Consider the following 15,282-nt stretch of genomic DNA (forward strand, 5'->3'; position numbering starts at 1 on the left):
CGCGGTTCACCTCAGCCTACGTTTGCTGGCGTATGCGCAGGCTCTGTTCGTACTGGCTGCGATAGAGTTTGGCGAATGCGTGCAGCACAGGCATGACCAGCGCCCAGATCGCGCCAATCAGCAGCAGGCTTTGCCAGGTGCCATAAGGCAAACCGACCCCGGCGATTTGTGCGCCGCCGTAATACGACAGCGGCGCGCCGATGGCGCCCAGCACGCTGCCACGCCACCAGGGTTGTGCCGTCCACGCTAGGCAATGATTAAGTGTGGTGGCCATCAGCAACCACAGGCTGGCCAGCCACAGCGGAATCAAGGTGCGCGGCTCGCCAAAATCAAATACGCCAAGGTTCAGCAGGAAGCTGTCCAGTGCACTGCCGGCGATAAAAACAGTCACCAGTAATTTACCTTCGGCCGCCCAACTGCTGGTCCAGAACAGATGCACCGCGACCACGGCAGCGACGATTAGCAGCCACAAGCTGTCGCCGCCAAATACGCAGGCAAACCAGCCGAGCTGAAACAATAGGGTGTTGACGATTAACTTAGCCATCGAGGTTGCCTAATAAAGGTGCTGGACGGGCCGAAGGTTTGGCCAGCAGCAGTTGCGCGGTGCCGATGGTGCGTTCGATAAAGCCACCCTCGCAGTAGCACAGGTAAAACTCCCACAAGCGGAAGAAATAATCGTCGTAACCCTGCTGCTCCAGCTTGTGCCGCGCATGGCGCAGGTTGTCGTGCCAAATACGCAGCGTGCGCGCGTAGTGCAGGCCGAAATCTTCCATGTGGTGCAGGTTCATGTCGGTCTTGGCGGTAATGATCTCCAGCATCTTGTTGACCGAGGGCAGTGCGCCACCGGGGAAGATGTAGCGCTGGATAAAGTCGACGGCACTTTTCGCTTGCTCATAGCGTTGATCGCGAATGGTGATGGCTTGCAGCAGCATCAGGCCGTCGGGCTTGAGCAGGTTGGCGCATTGTGCAAAGTAGGTGGGCAGGAAGCGGTGACCCACCGCCTCAATCATTTCGATGGATACCAGCTTGTCATAGTGGCCAGTCAAGTCGCGGTAATCCTCCAGCAGCAGGGTGACCTGCTCTTGCAGGCCCAGCGTTTTGATCCGGTTTTCGGTGTAGGCGAACTGCTCGCGCGACAACGTGGTGGTGGTGACTTTGCAGCCGTAGTGGGTGGCTGCGTAGATCGCCATGCTGCCCCAGCCGGTGCCAATTTCCAGTAAATGATCACTGGGTTTAAGCGCCAGCTTCTGGCAAATGCGTTCAAGTTTGTTCTGCTGCGCCTGTTCCAAGTTGTCATCGGGGCTGCGGAACATGGCGGCTGAATACATCATGCTGGGATCAAGAAACTGCTCGAACAGGTCATTGCCCAAGTCGTAGTGGGCCGAGATGTTTTTGCGCGAGCCCTTACGGGTATTTCGGTTGAGCCAGTGCAAGCTCTGGATCAGTGGGCGGCCAAGCTTGGCCAGGCCGCTTTCCATCGCGTCGAGCACATCAAGGTTGCTGACGAATACGCGAACCACGGCGGTCAGGTCCGGTGAGGTCCAGTAACCGTGGATATAGGCTTCGCCTGAACCGATCGAGCCGTTGCCCGCTACCAAGCCCCAGATCGCGCCATCTTGTACATGAATCTCCGCGCAGAGGTTGGAATGCGGGTCACCGAACTCCATGCGCTCTTCACCCTCAATAATCACCAAGTGGCCATGGCGCAACTGCTTGAGCTGACGCAACACTGCGCGGCGCAACAGGTTGGCACCGATGCCGCTGCCGGCGCGCACGACGTGTTTGGCGGAGGTCAGGCTAGAGCTTTTCATCGGGGACTTCCTTTGATACGGAGCGGGCAGCGCGGAACTCACCTTCAGCGGCCCGATGGGTGAACAGGGGGATACGTTTGATCAGCAGGCGCAACGCCTGCCAATAAATGCCGACGACCGTTTTACCGGTCATCCACGGAAATTGAATCAGGTGACGGTGCAGGCTCGCGCGGTTTAACTCGTTGCGTTGCAGGGTTAGGGTGGCATCGAAGAGTTTTGTATCGGCCTGCCAGTCAGCCATATGAATACCCAAGCGCTCGCCAGCCGGGCTAAAGCTCATGCGGTATTCCAAGTCACGCGGCAAAAAAGGCGAGACGTGAAAAGCCTTGGCCACCGCCACATGCTGATGGCCTTCACCGTCGGCGGGCAGCACATAGTGGTAACGCTCATGGAATGGCGTGTTGCTGACTTCACACAGTATGGCCGCCAGCTGCCCGTCAGCCTCATGGCAATAAAAGAAACTCGCCGGGTTAAACGCCAAACCCCAGCTGCGCGGCTGGGTCAGCAGGCAGATGCGGCCCAAAGGCGTGTGCCCGATAGCTTCAGCTACACGTCGGCGCACCGCGTCGATCAACGCGATACCCGCACTCGTAAACTGCGGCAGGTAATCGGTTTCGCGAAAGGCGAACGGGGCAAAACGCCCGCGCCCGGCCAGCGGCGACAACGCCAATACTTGCTCTTGCTCGCTAAGGTCGAGGTACAGCAAGCCCATGCGATAACGAAAGTTGTGCCCACGCGGCGCAAAACGCCGGTGCTGCACCCAGCCGCTGTACAAGGCGCTGTTCATCACAACGACTCACCAAACTCGCGGGCTACACGCAGCGCACTGACCACGCCATCTTCATGGAAGCCGTTGGCCCAATACGCACCGCAAAAATAACTGTGGTGAGCGCCCAATAGTTCTTCCCAACGTGCTTGCGCCTGCGTGCCCGCCAAGCTGTATTGCGGGTGCGCATAGGTGTAACGGGCGAGAATTTTGCTCGGGTCGATGGCGGCTGTCTGGTTCAGGCTGACGCAAAAAGTGCTGTTGCTCTGGATGCCCTGCAGGATATTCATGTCATAGGTGACGGCCGCCGGCTGATCCGCTGGCCCGCCCAAACGATAGTTCCAACTGGCCCACGCCAGTGGCCGCTTCGGCAGCAAACGGATGTCGGTGTGCAGCACCACATCGTTATCGGCATAGGGCAGGGCGCCGAGGATTTCCTTCTCAATGCGTGAGGGTTCGGCCAGCATCGCCAGGGCTTGATCGCTGTGGCAGGCGAACACCACTTTATCGAAGCGTTCGCTGCCGGCGGCGCTGTGCACCGTGACGCCTTCGGCATCGCGCTCCACTCGGTTAACCGGGCAATTGAGACGAATGCGCTGCTTGAAGGTTTCGGTCAGCGGCGCGATGTAGCTGCTGGAGCCGCCCTCGACCACGCACCACTGCGGGCGGTCACTGACGGAGAGCAGGCCGTGGTTCTTAAAGAAACGCACAAAAAATTGCAGCGGAAAACCGAGCATGTCATTCAGTGACATCGACCAGATGGCCGCGCCCATGGGCACGATGTAATGCTCGATAAACCGCTCGCTGTAAGCCTTGGCTTTGAGGTAATCGCCTAGGGTCATGTCGCTGGCGATGCGCTGCTGATTAAGGTCATTCAGCGCTTCGCGGTTAAAACGCAGAATATCGCGGACCATGCCTAGAAATTTTGGTGAAATCAGATTGCTGCGCTGGGCGAACAAGCTGTTGAGGTTGTGCCCGTTGTATTCCACGCCACTGACCGGGTCGCTGACCGAGAAGCTCATCTCGGTGTCTTTAAAACCGACTCCAAGTTGGCCGAGCAGGCTGATAAAATTCGGGTAGGTCCAGTTATTAAACACAATAAAACCGGTGTCCACGGCGTACGACTGGCCATCAACCTGCACATCGACCGTGTGGGTATGCCCGCCAATCCACTCGCCAGCCTCGAACACGCTAATGTCGTGACGACGGTTGAGCAGGTAAGCGCTGGTCAAACCGGCAATGCCACTGCCGATAATGGCGATCTTCATGGGGTGTCCTTAGTCTTTGCTTCTGTGCGGGCCATGCGGGCGCCAATGGCCACTTGCAGGCGTTTGGGCAGATGCCCAAGCAGCTTGAGAATGGCAATAAAAGGGCCGGGGAAGGCAATTTCAAAGGGTTGCGCGGCCAAGCGCTCGGCGATATGGCGGGCGGCTTTATCCACCTGCCAGCGCATCGGCATGGGGAAGTCGTTTTTTTGCGTCAGCGGGGTGTCAACAAATCCCGGGCTGACCAAGGTCACGGCAATGTTCTCAGCACGTAGGTCAATGCGCAGCGTTTCCATTAGGTAGCGCATGGCCGCCTTGGATGCACCGTAAGCTTCAGCCCGAGGCAGCGGCAGAAACGTCACCGAGCTGCCCACGCCGACCAAATGTGGACGCTGACCTAAACGCAGCAAAGGCAGAGCCGCTTCAATGCAATAACTGGCGGAGAACAGGTTGGCGCGCACAACCCGCTCAACCATCGCCGCTTCGAAGTGGCTAACGTCGACGTATTCGCACGTGCCAGCATTGAGGATTACGCAATCCAGGGCGCCCCAGACTTGGGCGATATGCTCGCCGATAGCCTGCACTTGCGTGGCCTCGCTGAGGTCGCCAGCGACGACCAAGACCTGCTGTGGGTAACGTTTGGCCAGCGCCTGCATGGGCTCAATGGTACGTGCGCTAAGCGCTAAGCGATGACCTTGCAACAGCAACTGTTCAGCCAGTGCCGCGCCGATGCCACTGCTGGCACCGGTAAGCCAGATACGTCGTGCGTTCATGCCAACCTCCTTTTCAGCCAGCGAATTGCCGAGCCGAGTAACGGCAGATGCTCATAGAGCAAGCTGCCGGCGTCGAAATAATCACGATGCCGATAGACCTTGTCGTGCCACAGGAGGTGCGAACAACCCTCCACGCGTATTAGCTGACCGCCGGCCAAGCGCGGATGGCGATAACTCATGGTCCAGCGCAAGTAACCTTCGCCTTCGCGCACTTGGTCAAACCCATAAAAATCAAAGCGCAATTCATTGACGTTGGCGTACATCTCAGCGAAATAACGCTGCATGTTTACCAGCCCACGCACCTCATGCAGGGGGTCGCAGAACAGCGCGTCGTCGCTATAAAGCTTGCCTAAGCGATCCAGATTATCCTTGTTCAGCCCGGCAAAGTCCTGAGCGAACTGCCGCAAGAAGTTGCTCATGGCGCCTCCGTGCCAGCAAAGTGCGGCAGGCTTTTGAACGCGGCGAGGGCGCGAGTGCGGCTCTTGCTCAAATCAACAATCGGCGAAGGATAATCGGCAACGCCAAATAAGCCCCCCATACCTGCCGGGTTATGGATATTGCTCTTATTCAATCCCACCAGCTCGGGCAGCCATTGACGAATAAAGCGCCCATCGGGGTCGAATTTCTGTGACTGACTGAGTGGGTTGAAGATCCGAAAATAAGGCGCCGAATCAGTGCCCGTGGAGGAGCTCCACTGCCAACCGCCATTGTTTGCTGCCAGTTCGCCATCAATCAGGTGGCGCATAAAAAAACGCTCGCCTTCGCGCCAGTCAATCAGCAGGTTTTTAGTCAGAAACATCGCCACGATCATGCGCAGGCGGTTGTGCATCCAGCCGGTGGCCAGCATCTGGCGCATAGCGGCATCAATGATGGGAAAGCCGGTGCGGCCTTGCTGCCACGCTTTCAGCTCCTGCGGTGCATCACGCCAGGCCAATGCTTCAGTTTCCGGGCGGAAGGCGCGGCGCATGGAAACGCGCGGGTAGCCGACCAGAATATGTTTATAAAACTCGCGCCAAAGCAGCTCATTGATCCACGTCACCACGCCGTTATTGCCACTGTCGAACTCGCCTTGGTTAGCGGCCAAGGCGGCATGCAGGCATTGGCGCGGTGAAATCACCCCGGCGGCGAGATAAGCAGACAACTGGCTGGTGCCAGGCTGGGCGGGGAAGTCGCGCGCCGTTTGGTAGAAGTCGATTTGCTGCGCGGCGAAATCATCCAGCCGCCGCCGCGCCTCTGCTTCACCGGCAGGCCACAACTGGCGCAGCACATCACTCGGCGTCGCAAAGCCGGCGACGTGTTCGGGTAGGGCGTCGCCGGCAATGGCCAGCGGCGCCTGCGCCGTGGGCGTGGTAATCACCGCCGGCAACGCCGTGTGCAGACGCTGGTAGCAGACCTTGCGGAACTGGCTGTAGACCTGGAAATAGGTCCCGGACTTGGTCAGTACAGTGCCGGGCTTGAAGAAAATTTGATCAAGGTGCCGGTTGAAATTGATCCCCAGTGTATCCAGCGCATCAGCCACCGCCTGGTCGCGACGGCTTTCGTGCACCGCGTATTCTTCGTTGACCTCAACATTGGTTATTTGCAACTGCTGGCACAGCTCACTGATGACCTGGGGTGCGGCGCTCCAGTCATCGGCGTGGCGCACTAGCAGCGGCACATTCAACGCGGCCAATTCGGCGGCCAGAGTTTTTAGGTTGCGCAGCCAGAAATCGACCTTGCTTGGCGCATCATCGTGCTCAAGCCACTGACCGGGGCTGATCAAGTAGAGCGCCACGGTCGGGCCATTGCCCATGGCCGCAGCCAGAGCACTGTTGTCTTGTACCCGAAGGTCGGTGCGAAACCAGATCAGTTGCAGCATGTTCAGTCCTGTTGGCTTTGCAGCAGTTTAAGGTCGTAGAGGTGTTGCAGCGCGGCCAATGGATCGGCGGCCAGGCTCAGGTCATCGTTCCCCAAACTAATGACTTTTAACTCATCGGCATGAATCTGCACCACTTGTCCGACCAGTAGGCAGGGGCACTCATACCCGCCGAGCAGTCGCTGAAGATGTGTGCTGTTTAGCGCTTGGCTGGAATACAGCACCACTGCCCGCGGCTGAATGTGCTCAACCGCCAGGGCCAGTTCGGGCGGTGGCAGCGGCCAATCAAATACCTCAACCGCCACCCCGGCATTGCTCGCCAGCCACGCGGTCAACCATAAGCCGGGGGCCATGGGCAGGTCGGAGACGTTGATCAGCAGCAAAGGTGCGCCAGTCGACTGGCGGTTGTTGTGGTAGAGCCGGGCACCTAGTTTGCTGCGCAGCCAAGAATAGAAGAACACCCGCTCCGCCTGCGCGCCAAATTGGTTACGCCAGCGCAACTCAAGTTCCTCAAACAACGGCAGGAGCAATTGCTCGCAGAGGGTGCTGGGCGGATAGAGCGCTAATTCGGTGTTGAAGCAATCATCTAAGCGGCGCTCGTTGAGGTTACAGATGGCTTCTTGCAACAGCTGGCGCTTGGCTTCCCACTGCGTACTGGCTTCGGCAAAGGCGGGCTGGTTACTGCGCAGCAGGCCCTTGACCTGGCTGACCGAGACGCCACGGCTGAGCCACGTGAGGATCGCTTGAATGTGCGTGACATGCTCATCTGAGTACAGGCGATGGCCCTTGGGCGTGCGGTGCGGCACGATCAAGCCATACCGACGTTCCCAAGCGCGCAGGGTGACCGCGTTGACCCCGGTGATGCGTGCGACATCGCGGATGGGCATAAAGCCTTGGGCAATGGCCGCTTGGTAATCATCGGCGTTAGCGCCGAGGTCATTTGACTCAAGGCTCATAGCGCACCGCGCTGCCCAGCTGGCCTGAACTGAGGCAGGGTATGGATTTGCCGGTGCTGGTTGTTAATGGGGCCATGGGCAACCTCTGATGACGACTTGTACAGATCCCGGTGGATGTACAACTTGAATTCATCATAGGTTTGTGATTGTACAAGTCAATATATTTGTACAACTACTGTACTGCTTTGTGTGTGAGGCTGTTACGTCCAACCCATGCGCCATTGCTCGGCGTTTTCCAGCGTGCGCCAGTCCAAACGCTGGCAGCGCTGGTTGAGCACGGCCTGTAATTCAACCTGCAACACCGTACCGTCTTCGTCGCAGAACAGTTCGGTGACGAGAAAATGCTTCTCGCGGTTTTGTGGCTGCGCTGCTGTCCATTTTGACAGCAGCAGTTTGCGCGGGTTGAGCCGGTGCTTAGCCGTTACAACGGGTGTGTGAGCGTTCATTGCAGATGACCCAGCAAGCGCCGCGCGGCTTCTTGGCCACTCAGCCACGCGCCCTCCACACGACCGGACAGGCACCAGTCACCGCAGGCATAAATGCCCAAGTCGGCGTCGGCCAATACGCCCCATTGGTGAGCACTGGCAGGACGTGCATAAAGCCAGCGGTGCGCCAGGCTCAACGTCGGGGCCGGTACTGTGCAGCCGATTAACTCGGCAAAGGCGCCCAGCAGGTGCTCGACCACCGCTTCTTTAGGCAGGTCTAAATGCTGTTTGGTCCACTGGCTGGTGGCGTGCAACACCCAGGTGTCGAGTTGCGTGTCGCGGCCCGGTTTGCTGCGGTTGCGGGCCAGCCAATCCAGCGGGCCGTGCCGGACAAAGCAGCCTTCAACCGTTGTCTCCAGGGCTGTCTCGAACGCAAGGGCAACGGCCCACGTTGGGTCCATGGCCACGCTGGCTGCAGCCCCCGCCAATTTCGGTGCACTGGACAGCAGTGCGGCGGCTTGCGGCGCCGGTGTCGCCACAATTACATGGCTAAAGGGACCGTGACTATTGCCGCCAGCGTCTTGCAGGTGCCAGTACTGTTCACCGCGAAACACGTCGGTGATATGGCAAGAGAAGCTCACCGGCAGGGCGCCGAGCATGGCGCGAGCGATTGCGCTCATGCGCGGGGTGCCAACCCATCGCACTTGTTCATCTGGCGAAGCGCTGAGTTGGCCATCTTTAAAGTTGTAAAGACTGGGTGTCCATTCGGCGACCCAGCCGCGCGCTTGCCACTGCTGCACCACCTCGACAAAGCGGCGATCACGGGCCGTGAAATACTGGGCGCCAAGATCCAGCGCGCCGGCATCACTGCGTTTGCTGGACATGCGGCCGCCACTGCCGCGGCTCTTGTCGAACAGCTGTACCGGATGGCCGGCAGCGTGCAGTGCTTGGGCCGCGGAAAGCCCGGCAAGGCCGGTACCAATAATGGCGATGGGATGAAGTGCAGTCATGGTCTACCTCATGTGTTCAGGCTTTAGGCTACGCTTTAGACAAAAGCTATACAATATTGATTTTTTGTATAAGCTTAGGCCGAGTCAATTTTGCTTTCCTATAGTTGATACAACCTGCGGTCAGATTGAAGCCACGTGCTGCCTACATCAGTCGGCTGTTGTCCGCCCAGTACACGACATGCGAGGGAAAACTGATGCACATACTTCTCACCGGCGGCACCGGCTTGATCGGCCGCGCGCTTTGCCAGCATTGGTTGCAGCAAGGCCATCAGTTAACAGTCTGGAGCCGCAGTCCCGATCAGGTCGCGGCGCTGTGCGGCAAAGCGGTACGTGGCATTGGCCGGCTTGAAGAGTTGGCCGAAGAACCGGTGGATGCGGTGGTCAACCTCGCCGGGGCGCCGATTGCCGATCGGCCATGGACACGCAAACGTAAAGCCTTGCTCTGGGCCAGTCGCATTGGCCTGACTGAAGAGTTGTTGGCCTGGCTGCAACGCCGTGAGCAAAAGCCAGCCGTGTTGCTCTCAGGTTCAGCCGTGGGCTGGTATGGCGATGGGGGTGAGCGCGAATTGAGTGAGGAGTCGTTGCCCGTCAGTGAGGACTTTGCTGCGCAACTGTGCGGCGCATGGGAAGAAACCGCCTTGCGCGCCGAGGCGCTTGGCATCCGTGTGGTGCTGGTGCGTACAGGGCTGGTGTTGGCCAGCGAGGGTGGTTTCCTCAAGCGCTTGTTACTGCCATTCAAACTCTGTTTGGGTGGCCCGCTGGGTGATGGTCGGCAGTGGATGCCGTGGATTCATATTGCCGATCAAGTCGCGTTGATTGATTTTCTCCTGCAGCACGAGCACGCCAGCGGTCCTTATAATGCCTGCGCACCGACGCCCGAGCGTAACCGCGCCTTCAGCCAAGCGCTGGGCCGTGAGCTGCATCGGCCGGCCTTTATACCGGCGCCTGCGTTTGTTCTGCGCTTAGCCCTGGGCGAGATGTCAGGCTTGCTGCTGGGTGGCCAGCGCGCACTGCCGACGCGCCTGCAGGCCGAAGGGTTTAATTTTCGTTTCACTCACTTGGATGTAGCCCTGGCAGATCTGCTGGGCCAGCCTCACTAGGATTGCGCATGACTGATCACGCCTTGTTACTGGTAAACCTAGGGTCGCCGGCCTCCACCTCGGTGGCCGATGTACGCAGTTATCTCAACCAGTTCCTGATGGACCCCTATGTGGTTGATCTGCCCTGGCCACTGCGCCGTCTCTTGGTTTCGTTGATTCTTATTCGGCGTCCGGCAGCCTCGGCGCACGCTTATGCCTCAATCTGGTGGGAAGACGGTTCGCCGCTGGTGGTGCTGAGTAAGCGCCTGCAAGACGAGATGAAAGCGTCGTGGACCCATGGTCCGGTTGAACTGGCCATGCGCTATGGCGAACCATCGTTGCAAACCGTGCTGACCCGCCTGGCGTCTCAGGGCATTAAAAAGGTCACACTGGCGCCGCTCTACCCACAATTTGCCGACAGCACCACCACCACGGTGATTGAAGAAGCGCGCCGAGTGGTGCGTGAGCAGCAACTGCCGATCCGTTTCTCGATACTGCCGCCGTTCTTCGAGCAGCCGGAATACTTAGAGGCCTTGGTCGAAAGCGCCAAGCCCTACCTTGAGCAAGAGTTTGATCACCTGCTGCTGAGTTTTCACGGCCTGCCCGAGCGTCACTTGCGCAAGCTCGACCCCAGCAAACACTGTTTGAAAGGCCCTGATTGCTGCCGTACCGCCTCGCCTGAAGTGCTGGCCACCTGTTACCGCGCGCAATGTCTGCGCAGCGCCGAGCTATTTGCCCAGCGCATGGGGCTTAAGCCTGAGCAGTGGTCGGTGTCTTTCCAGTCGCGGTTGGGTCGCGACAAGTGGATCGAACCCTACACCGAAACACGCTTCGATGAGCTTGCTCAGCAAGGCGTGAAGAAGCTGCTGGTGATGTGCCCGGCGTTTGTCGCCGACTGCATTGAAACCCTGGAAGAAATTGGCGACCGTGGCCGCGAGCAGTTTACCGAGGCGGGTGGCGAGAGCTTGCAGTTAATCCCGTGCCTGAATGACCATCCACGTTGGGTCGAGGCGCTTAAAGTCCTCAGCGAGCGCGCCCCGTTGATGCTCTAACCGCGCGTTGGCACAGCGTTTATTCGTTTACACCGGTGCGTTGTATTCGCCTGCTGGATAACACCTGCAGGCGATGCGCATCGTGCCGTTTGTGCACCTAAGCTGACAGTTCATTTAACCGTCGCGCACCGTCTTGCACGGTGCCGTGGAGGCTGTCAGTGCTCAACAATAACAACGACTATCCCTCTTCCACCCGCGCCTGGGTGACTGTTGCCATCTTGATGGTGGCCTATGTGCTGTCGTTCATCGACCGGCAAATTCTCAATCTTTTAGTCGGTCCGATCCGCCGCGATTTGATGATCAGTGATACGCAAATGAGCCTGCTGATGGGCTTGTCCTTTGCGCTGTTTTACACCGTCTGCGGCATTCCTCTGGGTCGTTTGGCTGACACTAAAAGCCGTCGCGGGCTGATTGCCGTCGGCATTATATTTTGGAGCATGGCGACCGCTGCCTGCGGTATGGCCAAGCTGTATTGGCAATTTTTGATCTGCCGTATTGGCGTGGGGGTGGGTGAGGCGGCCTTGTCGCCGGCGGCTTATTCGTTGATTGCTGATAGCTTTCCGGCGGAGCGCCGCGCCACAGCGATCAGCGTGTATTCCATGGGGGTTTATTTGGGCTCCGGGCTGGCCTTCCTGCTCGGCGGGCTGGTGATTCAGTTTGCCTCGGCGCAAGGCGATGTGGTGCTGCCCGTGATCGGTGAAGTGCGCCCTTGGCAGTTGATCTTCCTGATTCTCGGCGCGGCAGGGGTGTTGTTTACTCTACTGATGCTGGCCGTCAAAGAGCCGGCTCGTCGTGGTGTAGGTGCCGGCGTTGCCGTGCCGCTGGCGGAGGTGGGTCGTTACATTCGCGCCAATCGCCGCACGGTGTTGTGCCATAACTTCGGTTTCGCAGGCTTGGCGTTTGCCGGTTATGGCAGCGCGGCCTGGGTGCCAACCTTCTTTATTCGCACCTATGGTTGGGACGCCGGGCAGGTCGGCATCGTCTACGGCAGCATCGTCGCGGTATTTGGTTGCCTGGGCATTGTTTTCGGCGGGCGGTTGGCGGACTGGATGGCCAAACGCGGCAGCAGCGACGCCAATATGCGCGTCGGCCTCTACGCCGCCATAGGTGCTGTGCCATTCGTGTTGGCGTTTCCGTTGATGGACAGCGCGTTCTGGGCGGCGGTTTTGATCGCACCGACTGTGTTCTTCCTGAGCATGCCGTTTGGTGTCGCTCCGGCAGCCATTCAGGAAATCATGCCCAACTCCATGCGCGGTCAGGCCTCGGCGATTTACCTGTTTGTGATCACCCTGATTGGCCTAGGCATCGGCCCAACAGCGGTTGCCTTGGTGACCGACTACGTATTTGCCGATGACAATGCACTGCGTTACTCGCTGCTGATCGTCACCGCGCTGGCAGTATTCAGCGCCATCGTACTGCTGAGCATGGGCCTGAAGCCTTACCGCGAAAGCGTGGTGCGGCTGCAAGGGTGGGCGGCCAGCCATGCCTAAGGTTTCACCGCGCAAAAGAAAGCCCCGAAAGGTTCGGGGCTTTTTTGTCTGAGTGCTTTATAGGTCTGGGTCTTCCAGTACCGTTTTGCTGCGCCAGCCCGCGCCACCTGGCAGGACTAAATTGAGCACCAACGCGCTGATGGCGCACAGCGAAATGCCGGACAGGGCAAACTCACTGTTACCCATGACCATGCCGCCGATGCCGAACACCAGCGTCACCGAAACGATGATCAGATTACGCGCCTCGGACAGGTCAACCTGATGGCGAATCAAGGTGTTCAAGCCGACCACCGCGATAGAGCCGAACAGCAAGCAGAGGATGCCGCCCATTACCGGTACTGGGATGCTCTGCAGCGCGGTGCCGAACTTACCCACAAAGGCCAAGCCAATGGCGAAGCAAGCTGCCCACGTCATGATTTTCGGGTTGTAGTTTTTGGTCAACATCACCGCGCCGGTCACTTCCGCGTACGTGGTATTAGGTGGGCCGCCGAGCATGCCGGCAACTGAAGTGGCCAGGCCATCACCGAGCAAGGTGCGGTGCAAGCCAGGCTTCTTGATAAAGTTTTTGCCGGTGACGCTGCCAATCGCCACGACCCCGCCAATATGCTCAATCGCCGGCGCCAAGGCCACGGGGACGATGTATAAAATCGCGCCCCAATGCAGCTCGGGTGCGACAAAGGCTGGCAGCGCCAACCAAGGCGCAGCGGCCACTTGGCTGGTATCGATCACCCCACAAAAAGCGGCGACGGTGCAGCCGACAATAATCCCGGCAAGAATCGGCAGCAGGCGCAGCAAGCCTTGGCCCATGGCCGCGACCAGCACAGTGGTAATCAGCGCGGACATGGAAATCAACATGGCGATTTCATACGGCACCAGTTGTGCGCTGCCATCGCCGGCTTTGCCCATGGCCATGTTTACGGCCACCGGTGAAAGCGCCAGGCCGATGGAGATGATCACGGGGGCGATCACCACCGGCGGCAGTAGACGGTCGATAAAGCCCGCCCCTCTGATGCGCACCACAGCGCTGAGCAGGATGTAGACCAAGCCGGAGGCGACGATGCCGCCCAGCACGGCTGGCAAACCGAACTCACCTTTAGCGGCGAGGATTGGTGCAATAAAGGCAAAGCTGGAGGCTAGGAATACCGGGACTTGGCGACCGGTCACCAGTTGGAACAATAAGGTGCCGACGCCGGCGGTAAACAGCGCGACGTTGGGGTCCATGCCGGTGATCAGTGGCATCAGCACCAAGGCACCAAAGGCCACAAACAGCATCTGCGCGCCGGAAATACTTTGCCGCCAAATAGGATCGTTGAATTCGTCAGTCATGGGTCAGGCGTCCTTTTGTTTGGTGCCAAAGATTTTGTCGCCGGCATCGCCGAGGCCCGGAATGATGTAACCCTGTTCATTTAGGCATTGGTCGATTGATGCGGTGTAAATGACTACATCCGGGTGCGCGTCGTGGACAGCTTTGATGCCTTCGGGCGCGGCGACCAGCACCATGGCGCGGATTTCTTTGCAGCCGGCTTTTTTCAGCAAGCTGATAGTGGCGACCATGGAGCTGCCGGTGGCGAGCATCGGGTCGATAATCATCGCCAGGCGTTCGTCAATTTCCGGCACCAGTTTTTCCAGATACGTGTGTGCTTGCAGGGTTTCTTCATTGCGAGCCACGCCTACGGCGCTGACCTTTGCCCCGGGGATCAGGCTCAGTACGCCTTCGAGCATGCCAATACCGGCGCGCAAGATAGGGACCACGGTGATCTTTTTGCCGGAGATTTTTTCAACCTGAACGGCGCCGCACCAGCCTTCGATTTGGTAATTCTCCAGGGGTAGATCCTTGGTCGCCTCGTAGGTCAGCAACGCGCCAACTTCCTGGGCCAACTCGCGGAAGTTCTTGGTGCTGATATCGGCTCGGCGCATCAAACCGAGTTTGTGGCGGATCAGCGGGTGGCGGATCTCTTGGACGGGCATGGGCAGGGGTCTCCGGCAGGACGGGCGAAAAATTGCGTTAGATTAAAGCATTGGTGATGCCACGCGCTGCGGCTTAATGGCATAAAGTCAGTAAAAACATACCAATGCGCTGACCATGGCCGGTAATTGCAACAGGTGTTGTGCCAACGCTTGCTCTGGGCTGTGCAGATGGGTAAATTTGCGCCCTTTTATTTTGACGCATTGATCAGCTTTAAGCTCGGTGCCGTCCCGCTTCCAAGAGGAAACAGCATGTCCGTTGATCTCGCGCACATCCGCAACGTTATGGCCGAAGCCGATTGCCTGTACAGCGAGGCTGAAGTTGAAGTGGCCATTGATCAGGTCGCGGTCGCGATCAATGCCAACCTGGCCGAACGCAACCCCGTGGTTTTTTGTGTGATGAACGGCGGCTTAATCTTCTCTGGCAAGCTGCTGCCCAAGCTCAACTTCCCACTGGAATTGTCCTACCTGCACGCCACCCGCTACCGCAATGAAACCAGCGGCGGCGAGCTGTTCTGGAAGGCCAAGCCAGAAATTTCCTTTATTGACCGCGACGTGCTGATCATCGATGACATCCTCGATGAAGGGCACACCCTCGGTGCAATCATCGACTTCTGCCATCACGCCGGCGCCCGCGCGGTGCACACCGCTGTGTTGATCGACAAAGATCACGACCGTAAAGCCCGCCCAGAGCTGAAGGCCGACTACGTTGGTTTACCCTGCATTGACCGTTATATTTTCGGTTACGGCATGGACTACAAAGGCTACTGGCGCAATGCGGCGGGTATTTACGCGGTTAAAGGCTTGTAGTTAGCGCTGGCTGGCTTGTGCTTGT

At 58.6% G+C, this 15,282-nt stretch carries 16 protein-coding genes; 4 read left to right on the plus strand and 12 right to left on the minus strand.

Annotation, left to right across the window (positions count from 1 at the left end):
• Positions 1-16 precede the first annotated feature (16 nt).
• From WF513_RS04665 to WF513_RS04710, 10 genes are all read right to left on the minus strand, one after another.
• Complete coding sequence (locus WF513_RS04665; protein WP_339081882.1) at positions 17-544, minus strand: DUF2878 domain-containing protein; 528 nt, start codon at positions 542-544, stop codon at positions 17-19.
• Positions 537-1,811, minus strand: coding sequence for a cyclopropane-fatty-acyl-phospholipid synthase family protein (locus WF513_RS04670; RefSeq protein ID WP_339081884.1), 1,275 nt, complete (start codon positions 1,809-1,811; stop codon positions 537-539). The genes WF513_RS04665 and WF513_RS04670 overlap by 8 nt, the downstream gene beginning before the upstream one ends.
• Complete coding sequence (locus WF513_RS04675) at positions 1,798-2,598, minus strand: DUF1365 domain-containing protein (RefSeq protein WP_339081886.1); 801 nt, start codon at positions 2,596-2,598, stop codon at positions 1,798-1,800. Before WF513_RS04675 ends, WF513_RS04670 begins: the two co-directional genes overlap by 14 nt.
• A complete protein-coding gene (locus WF513_RS04680) occupies positions 2,598-3,845 on the minus strand; it encodes an FAD-dependent oxidoreductase (RefSeq protein ID WP_339081887.1) in 1,248 nt (415 codons plus the stop codon). The genes WF513_RS04675 and WF513_RS04680 overlap by 1 nt, the downstream gene beginning before the upstream one ends.
• Positions 3,842-4,615 carry an SDR family NAD(P)-dependent oxidoreductase gene (locus WF513_RS04685; protein WP_339081888.1) on the minus strand — a complete coding sequence of 258 codons (774 nt, stop codon included), beginning with the start codon at positions 4,613-4,615 and terminating at the stop codon, positions 3,842-3,844. The genes WF513_RS04680 and WF513_RS04685 overlap by 4 nt, the downstream gene beginning before the upstream one ends.
• A complete protein-coding gene (locus WF513_RS04690) occupies positions 4,612-5,034 on the minus strand; it encodes a nuclear transport factor 2 family protein (protein ID WP_339081890.1) in 423 nt (140 codons plus the stop codon). Before WF513_RS04690 ends, WF513_RS04685 begins: the two co-directional genes overlap by 4 nt.
• Positions 5,031-6,470, minus strand: coding sequence for a deoxyribodipyrimidine photo-lyase (phrB, locus tag WF513_RS04695; RefSeq protein WP_339083420.1), 1,440 nt, complete (start codon positions 6,468-6,470; stop codon positions 5,031-5,033). The genes WF513_RS04690 and phrB overlap by 4 nt, the downstream gene beginning before the upstream one ends.
• 5 nt (positions 6,471-6,475) lie before the next feature.
• The gene (locus WF513_RS04700; protein WP_339081892.1) at positions 6,476-7,426 is read right to left on the minus strand and encodes a MerR family transcriptional regulator; all 951 of its coding nucleotides are present in this window, start codon (positions 7,424-7,426) and stop codon (positions 6,476-6,478) included.
• Between the two features lie 200 nt (positions 7,427-7,626).
• Complete coding sequence (locus WF513_RS04705; RefSeq protein ID WP_339081893.1) at positions 7,627-7,872, minus strand: TIGR02450 family Trp-rich protein; 246 nt, start codon at positions 7,870-7,872, stop codon at positions 7,627-7,629.
• On the minus strand, positions 7,869-8,861 hold the full coding sequence (locus WF513_RS04710) for an NAD(P)/FAD-dependent oxidoreductase (RefSeq protein ID WP_339081895.1): 993 nt from the start codon (positions 8,859-8,861) through the stop codon (positions 7,869-7,871). The genes WF513_RS04705 and WF513_RS04710 overlap by 4 nt, the downstream gene beginning before the upstream one ends.
• Before the next feature lie 194 nt (positions 8,862-9,055).
• Here WF513_RS04710 and WF513_RS04715 point away from each other — a divergent pair, with 194 nt between their 5' ends.
• From WF513_RS04715 to WF513_RS04725, 3 genes are all read left to right on the plus strand, one after another.
• A complete protein-coding gene (locus WF513_RS04715; protein ID WP_339081897.1) occupies positions 9,056-9,961 on the plus strand; it encodes a TIGR01777 family oxidoreductase in 906 nt (301 codons plus the stop codon).
• Between the two features lie 8 nt (positions 9,962-9,969).
• Entirely contained in the window at positions 9,970-10,992 is a 1,023-nt protein-coding gene (hemH, locus tag WF513_RS04720; RefSeq protein WP_339081899.1) for a ferrochelatase, read from the plus strand.
• Positions 10,993-11,150: 158 nt separating this feature from the next.
• On the plus strand, positions 11,151-12,482 hold the full coding sequence (locus WF513_RS04725) for an MFS transporter (protein WP_339081901.1): 1,332 nt from the start codon (positions 11,151-11,153) through the stop codon (positions 12,480-12,482).
• A gap of 57 nt (positions 12,483-12,539) precedes the next feature.
• Here the strand turns inward: WF513_RS04725 and WF513_RS04730 are convergent, their stop codons facing one another.
• Entirely contained in the window at positions 12,540-13,808 is a 1,269-nt protein-coding gene (locus WF513_RS04730; RefSeq protein ID WP_339081903.1) for a uracil-xanthine permease family protein, read from the minus strand.
• Between the two features lie 3 nt (positions 13,809-13,811).
• A complete protein-coding gene (gene upp, locus WF513_RS04735; protein WP_339081905.1) occupies positions 13,812-14,450 on the minus strand; it encodes a uracil phosphoribosyltransferase in 639 nt (212 codons plus the stop codon).
• Positions 14,451-14,699: 249 nt separating this feature from the next.
• Between upp and WF513_RS04740 the strand changes: the two genes are divergently transcribed.
• A complete protein-coding gene (locus WF513_RS04740) occupies positions 14,700-15,257 on the plus strand; it encodes a hypoxanthine-guanine phosphoribosyltransferase (protein ID WP_339081907.1) in 558 nt (185 codons plus the stop codon).
• The last annotated feature ends 25 nt before the right edge of the window (positions 15,258-15,282 follow it).

The organism is Pseudomonas sp. TMP9, assembly GCF_037943105.1.
Classification (GTDB): Bacteria; Pseudomonadota; Gammaproteobacteria; order Pseudomonadales; family Pseudomonadaceae; genus Aquipseudomonas.

Coding starts and splice junctions, on each gene's coding strand:
- WF513_RS04665 (WP_339081882.1), bottom strand. CDS start 544: ATGGCTAAGTTAATCGTCAACACCCTATTGTTTCAGCTCGGCTGGTTT.
- WF513_RS04670 (WP_339081884.1), bottom strand. CDS start 1,811: ATGAAAAGCTCTAGCCTGACCTCCGCCAAACACGTCGTGCGCGCCGGC.
- WF513_RS04675 (WP_339081886.1), bottom strand. CDS start 2,598: ATGAACAGCGCCTTGTACAGCGGCTGGGTGCAGCACCGGCGTTTTGCG.
- WF513_RS04680 (WP_339081887.1), bottom strand. CDS start 3,845: ATGAAGATCGCCATTATCGGCAGTGGCATTGCCGGTTTGACCAGCGCT.
- WF513_RS04685 (WP_339081888.1), bottom strand. CDS start 4,615: ATGAACGCACGACGTATCTGGCTTACCGGTGCCAGCAGTGGCATCGGC.
- WF513_RS04690 (WP_339081890.1), bottom strand. CDS start 5,034: ATGAGCAACTTCTTGCGGCAGTTCGCTCAGGACTTTGCCGGGCTGAAC.
- WF513_RS04700 (WP_339081892.1), bottom strand. CDS start 7,426: ATGAGCCTTGAGTCAAATGACCTCGGCGCTAACGCCGATGATTACCAA.
- WF513_RS04705 (WP_339081893.1), bottom strand. CDS start 7,872: ATGAACGCTCACACACCCGTTGTAACGGCTAAGCACCGGCTCAACCCG.
- WF513_RS04710 (WP_339081895.1), bottom strand. CDS start 8,861: ATGACTGCACTTCATCCCATCGCCATTATTGGTACCGGCCTTGCCGGG.
- WF513_RS04715 (WP_339081897.1), top strand. CDS start 9,056: ATGCACATACTTCTCACCGGCGGCACCGGCTTGATCGGCCGCGCGCTT.
- hemH (WP_339081899.1), top strand. CDS start 9,970: ATGACTGATCACGCCTTGTTACTGGTAAACCTAGGGTCGCCGGCCTCC.
- WF513_RS04730 (WP_339081903.1), bottom strand. CDS start 13,808: ATGACTGACGAATTCAACGATCCTATTTGGCGGCAAAGTATTTCCGGC.
- upp (WP_339081905.1), bottom strand. CDS start 14,450: ATGCCCGTCCAAGAGATCCGCCACCCGCTGATCCGCCACAAACTCGGT.
- WF513_RS04740 (WP_339081907.1), top strand. CDS start 14,700: ATGTCCGTTGATCTCGCGCACATCCGCAACGTTATGGCCGAAGCCGAT.